We start from the raw sequence: 5,597 nt of genomic DNA on the forward strand, positions 1-5,597 counted from the left end.
CGGGAGTACCTGCCCAAAGGCATCGAGATCACCAGCCACCAGCCCTACCTCGACGCCATCGCCGACGAACTCAACGACCGACCCCGCGCCACCCTCGGCTACCTCACACCACGAGAAGTCTTCACCAAACTACTCAACAACAATGTTGCTACCACCGCTTGACACCAAGATGTCTCGGTTGTCGAAGAGGATTCCTATCTTTTCGGCCATGCAATTGCCCATCGTGATGATGGATCGTTCACTGTCCAGGGGCTGCGCCCCGGCCAGTACACCGTTCGCGTTAGCGACGCTACAGGGAACCTCGTTTCGGAGTACTACGGCGACGCGTTCGCTGTGTCGGACGCGGAACTCGTCAGCGTCGGTAATGGACCAACAACGGGTGTTGATCTCGACCTAGCCACCGGTGCCACCATCCAGGGGTCGGTAACCGGCAAGGGCGAATCACGCCTCATTGTCTCCGCGTACGATACAGCTGATTATCCCGAATCCGCCTCCTATGCGGAGGTGGAACCTGACGGAAGCTACGCCTTGCCAGGTCTCGCGCCCGGACGAGAGTACAAGCTCCAGTTCAGCATGATGGTTCACTCTTCCTTGGTCATTGCCCCCACGTGGTACGGCGGAGGCTCATCGTTCACCACGGCGGGAAGCATCCTGGTCAATGATCCTGTCGTAACTGCCGAAAGTCTCGCCCTGCCGGAAAGCGGGACTATTGCTCTGAACATAGAGAGGATGGCTGACGTTCAGATGACCTGTGTCTTCGCCTATCCAACTACCGGGCGTACTGAACTCCCTGTTCGAGCACGTCCACAGACAGGGGAACCGTGCGGCTACTCTCCCGACGCTGTAGCGATGGAGATTGCAATAGGAAATACCCCGGAGCTGGAGTTTCGAGGATTGCCCGAAGGCTCCTACCGCCTGTATCTGAGCGAGCCTTTCCCGACGAGTGGTAGCGATCTTCGGCCTCTAACCCACGCAGGGCAATGGATTTCCGGAGCGATTCTCAAGTCCGGTGCCGCAGTCATAACGGTCCAGGTTGGCCAGACCAGCGAAGCCCCCGCCGTCACCTATTTCCCAGCCAAGTCCTTTGCCGATGTGCCGCCGGGCCTGCTGTTCCATGACGAAATTTCGTGGCTCGCATCCTCCGGAGTAACCACAGGATGGACCGGGCCGAATGGAACCAACACCTACCGTCCCGTTACTCCGATTGCCCGCGACGCGATGGCGGCTTTCGTGTACCGGTTGGCGGGATCGCCGGACTACGACGCACCGAAGGAATCCCCGTTTACCGATGTCTCGACCGAGAGCATGTACTACAAGGAGATTGCCTGGCTCGAGTCCACTGGAATCAGCGCCGGATGGACAAACGGGAACGGCGATAAAGTATTCCGCCCACTGAGCCCGATCGCCCGCGACGCCATGGCCGCGTTCCTCTACCGGTTCGCTGGCGAACCAGACACCGATCCACAAACGCCGTCGCCCTTTGCGGACATCAGCGTCGATCAAGAACACTTTGAGGCCATCGCCTGGCTCGCGTCCACCGGCATCAGCACCGGCTGGACCGAGCCTGACGGACAGAAGACCTTCCGGGCGCTCGAACCAGTGAACCGCGATGCAATGGCAGCATTTATGTTCCGCTACGCCGAGATGGTGAACGAACAGCCATAGACCGTGCCGTTCTGTCGGCCGGCGTCCAGCCGCGCGGCAGGGCTGTGAGTCTACGGGTGCCCACGTGTGAGCACCCGTAGACTCACAAATCTCGCGGGTGTACCTTTCAGCTGTGCAAGACTTCACCCACGATTCCGAAGTCGACCGCGAGCTCGATGAACTGCGCGCGCGGGCATACGGGCCGGATCCCGACATCGGTGTCGATTCCCCAGCTCTCGCCAGGTTACGCGAACTTGAAGCGGCGCATCGCGCTGACGTCACGGCTCGGACGGATGCTCCCAATACTCCCGGTATTCCCGGTGAAGATCAGGAGGCGCCGGAGCCGACGAACCCCGCCACTGCTCAACCGTCCCAGCTCGCGAAGGAAGGTTCGCTACCGCTATCGCAACGCGCTCAAGCGGTGTGGCGAAGTCGCCTCGCGTGGACGATTGGTGCTCTGGCGGTTGCTGGGGGGATCGTTGTGACGATCCTCCTCATATCCGCGCTGCGTCCCGCGGCCACTCTGCACCCGACCTTGGCCGAGGCGGACAGACAGGTTCAAAGACTAGTGCTTGAGGAAGCATCCTGGTATCAGATCGATGTCTCCAACCTCCGCGCGTACGGGACGTATCACGGCCTCGAGATCTGGTCCGGATTGAACGCATTCGGCTCTCCATGCCTCGTAGCGGTGCACCGGGCCAGTGGGAGTCTGTCAGAATCGCGCTGCGCTCCGCCCCCGGCTGATCTCATCATGGACGTCTCGTCTTCCGGCGACGGGTTCGAAGGATTCGACGGGCTAGTCGGCGAGGGCATTATCCGGTTTACGTTTCGGGGCGACACTGTGGATGCCTACGTTTACCTCATGCCCCGGGACGGCTGATGGATGCCTCGTCGCTCCCGCCCGATGCCATGCGTGAACTGGCCGACCTTCGCCGGAGGGCATACGGCCCGCATCACAACATCGAGGATGACCCAGCCGCGCTGGCAAGGCTCACCGAGCTGGAAGCGAGACGCGCTGCGAGGTCGGCTCAGGGAGCCGAGACGGATGAATCCACCGCGGCCGCGGAGGACGCCCCGGTGGCCGCCTTCGCCTGGTCCGACTCAGGTGATGAGGGGCCGGATTCGGAAGCCGACATCGCGGCGGCGTCCTCTGGAGTGTCATGGCGGTCGCTGTGGCATCGCACTACTGCCACACGATCCCGGCGTAACTGGCTTGTGGCTGCTTTGGGGATCATTTTTGGCCTGGCCTACACGGTGGAGTGGCTCAGACCCGATCCCGATGCCACGTTGCATCAAATCGCTGAGGAGGGAGATGAAGTAGTGATCTCGATGCTGTCCGTCCTGGACGCCGATGTCAATCCGTCCAGCATTCGCGGCTACGAACCGTATGAGGGCCTCGAACCGTGGTTTTCCATGAATAGGCGTGGCCTCCATTGCTTCATGATCATCGATCGTTCGCGTCGTACGGTCGACGGCGCCAACTGCGTACCGCCCGGGGTTGATCTCTCAGCCGACATCGGCGCGTGGCCCCTGTCAGGGGGCAGCGACGTAGCAGGTCCGCCGGACGGGAGCGTCATCCGGTTCCACTACCGCGGAAACTCGGTGGATGTCTTTCACTATCCTGCGTCAGAGGCTGACTGATGCTCACGCCCCAGTTGTTGTTCGGCTCGCAACCATTCACCCTGCGCTACGGATCATCGCCGGACACCAACTTTCAGGAAACGGGTACCTCTAGATCGACGATGCCGATGAACCGGCTGCCAATTCCCTCGTACTCGCTGCGAACCTGGCCGGGCAATACCGGCGGGATGTCAGCGAGGCCGTGAAGGCCGCAGCAGACATAGGTGAACTGCGGCCACCATTTCTTAGGCCGGGCGGCTTCCGAGAAACCACAAACCACGCAGGTCAGCTGGACCCAGACAGGCCGCTTGCTTGTCCGGTTGGCCTTTGACTGGACGAGCCAAGCTGGCGGATTGTCCAAAAGTTCGGTCAATTCGGCCTCTGACAGTCTGGCGGGGATACCGTGACGGTGTGCCATTTCAAGAGGAATATCGAGGATCTGAGCTGCTTCACGTCGTGTAACCACCCGATAACGATACTGGATCAAGGATGATCAATTTACTCAACGGGATTTATGCAGGACGGAATCACCCTTCTTCCCCTTCGGCGCCTTTTTTGACTTCTCGACCTCATAGCGTTCGGGCACGAACCGCTGGTGGTCCAACGGCGGTCGCTCGTAGATCCGGTTCTGGAGTTCGGGTAATTCGATGTTCGGGAACGTCCGCCGCTCATAGGGCAAGAGCGACAGCAGATGGGCCATGAGGTTAAGCCGGGCCTCTTTCTTGTTGTCGGCGTTGACCACCCACCACGGGCTGCGTTCAGTATCACTGAACTCAAACATCCTGTCCTTGGCCTCGGCGTAGTCAACCCAGCGGGCTTGCGCCTCAAGGTCCATGGGGCTCAGCTTCCAACGCTTGGCAGGGTTATCGATGCGGCTCCGGAATCGGCGGCGCTGCTCCGAGTCGGAGAGACTCAACCAGTACTTCACCAGGATGATTCCATCCGAGATCAAGGCCTCCTCAAGCAAGGGGACCGCGCCGGCGAAGTCGGCATACTGTTCATCAGTGCAATAACCCATCACCCGCTCCACCCCGGCCCGGTTGTACCAGGACCGGTCGAGCAGCACAATTTCCCCGGCCGCAGGCAGGTGGGCAATGTAGCGCTGGAAATACCATTGCGATCGTTCGCGTTCGGTCGGCGCCGGGAGGGCAACCACGCGGCAAAAGCGCGGGTTGAGCGCACCGCTAATGCGTTGGATCGTTCCGCCCTTGCCGGCGGTGTCGCGTCCTTCGAAGATAACGACCAACCGAGTACCGGTGGCGCGCACCCATTCCTGCAGGGCGACCAGTTCCTCCTGCAAGCGCAGCAACTCCTTTTCGTAGTCCTTTTTGGATAGGACTAGGGAGCTTGGCTCATGAGACGTTTTCTTGACCACACCTCACATTCTGCCCCAGACCAGCACAATTCAGGGAGGTGCTTCCGCTGTAACCGGATTCAAACAACGTTTGATGGTCCCACAGTTGGTCCTCCACGTCCTCAGGCTGTGCGGCAGGCGCCACTGAACCTCTAGTGAACTCTCCTGGTGCGATGGCGTGAAGCCCGTCGATCGCGTTCTCGGCTGTGGTCCCCGACAGCAGCCCGACGATCATCCGAGACGCACCAGCAGCGGCAACGCGAACCAAAGCGGGAACCAGGTCAAACCGGACAGTGCAGCTCAGGCAACCGTGTTCAAGGACAGACGACTCTCACTCCACCAACTGGTCATTGTGATGGCACGACGCGTTACCACTCCTTCGTCTAGTAGGCACTGGAACTTCCGGAGACAATGCGGCCAACTGGGATGCAGCGTTATTGCGACTGATAGCGCCCAACGACGTGATGATGATCGAAGCGCTGAACCTTGTCGGTAGCGCGGGCGAAGAGGGCGGCTGGATCAAGCATGACCTTTTAGCACTGCAACCCGACTGCGATACTCCGTCTCGTCGATCTCACCTCGGGCGAACCGGTCGGCCAACAGATCTTCCGCAGTCCGCGAGGAAGGGTACTGACCTCCACGCTGTCCAGCATTACCGATAGATCGCCAAATCAAGGCAATACCGGTGATCACAGCACCCCAGAACAGCAGGAAGCTCATCCCCATCAGGGCGTAGCCCCACTCCCCCATGTCGCCGTTCCAATACATCACTGGAATTCCCTTCGTCATCGATCCGACCAGGAACAGAATCTGGTGGTCCCTGACCCATCATCGCTATCTATCAGCATCGGGAATAGTGCCTTTGGTCCCCTCATCACGCACGGCTGTCAAGGGCCAGTTAAAGGTGCCCACGGGTGGCCAGCATTACTGCCCGCTGGTGGCCATGAAAACTGCCCGGTCATGGCCATCGGATCTGCCC

General features: G+C 60.3%; 6 protein-coding genes and 1 pseudogene. 4 read left to right on the top strand and 3 right to left on the bottom strand.

All coding sequences use genetic code 11. From position 1 onward, the window contains the following. The 4 genes and pseudogenes from IWX62_RS15910 to IWX62_RS15925 form a co-directional block, all read left to right on the top strand. Window positions 1–162 (top strand): annotated as a pseudogene (locus tag IWX62_RS15910) (IS30 family transposase); the annotation flags it as partial. A 171-nt stretch (window positions 163–333) separates the two neighbouring features. Continuing rightward, complete coding sequence (locus tag IWX62_RS16390) at window positions 334–1,665, top strand: S-layer homology domain-containing protein (protein WP_333483487.1); 1,332 nt, start codon at window positions 334–336, stop codon at window positions 1,663–1,665. Window positions 1,666–1,777: 112 nt separating this feature from the next. Next, entirely contained in the window at window positions 1,778–2,524 is a 747-nt protein-coding gene (locus tag IWX62_RS15920; RefSeq protein ID WP_333483488.1) for a hypothetical protein, read from the top strand. Beyond that, the gene (locus IWX62_RS15925) at window positions 2,524–3,285 is read left to right on the top strand and encodes a hypothetical protein (protein ID WP_196842392.1); all 762 of its coding nucleotides are present in this window, start codon (window positions 2,524–2,526) and stop codon (window positions 3,283–3,285) included. Before IWX62_RS15920 ends, IWX62_RS15925 begins: the two co-directional genes overlap by 1 nt. A gap of 73 nt (window positions 3,286–3,358) precedes the next feature. Here IWX62_RS15925 and IWX62_RS15930 read toward each other — a convergent pair whose 3' ends face one another. The 3 genes from IWX62_RS15930 to IWX62_RS15940 form a co-directional block, all read right to left on the bottom strand. Then, the gene (locus IWX62_RS15930; RefSeq protein WP_196842393.1) at window positions 3,359–3,730 is read right to left on the bottom strand and encodes a hypothetical protein; all 372 of its coding nucleotides are present in this window, start codon (window positions 3,728–3,730) and stop codon (window positions 3,359–3,361) included. Between the two features lie 36 nt (window positions 3,731–3,766). After that, window positions 3,767–4,639: a polyphosphate kinase 2 gene (ppk2, locus tag IWX62_RS15935; protein WP_196842394.1), complete on the bottom strand. Its 873-nt coding sequence runs from the start codon at window positions 4,637–4,639 to the stop codon at window positions 3,767–3,769. A 498-nt stretch (window positions 4,640–5,137) separates the two neighbouring features. Beyond that, the gene (locus tag IWX62_RS15940; protein WP_333483489.1) at window positions 5,138–5,407 is read right to left on the bottom strand and encodes an SHOCT domain-containing protein; all 270 of its coding nucleotides are present in this window, start codon (window positions 5,405–5,407) and stop codon (window positions 5,138–5,140) included. Window positions 5,408–5,597: the final 190 nt, after the last annotated feature.

It is taken from the genome of Arthrobacter sp. CAN_A1, from assembly GCF_015751665.1.
In the GTDB taxonomy this organism is placed as follows: Bacteria; Actinomycetota; Actinomycetes; order Actinomycetales; family Micrococcaceae; genus Arthrobacter_D.

Coding starts and splice junctions, on each gene's coding strand:
- IWX62_RS15940 (WP_333483489.1), bottom strand. CDS start 5,407: ATGACGAAGGGAATTCCAGTGATGTATTGGAACGGCGACATGGGGGAG.
- IWX62_RS15925 (WP_196842392.1), top strand. CDS start 2,524: ATGGATGCCTCGTCGCTCCCGCCCGATGCCATGCGTGAACTGGCCGAC.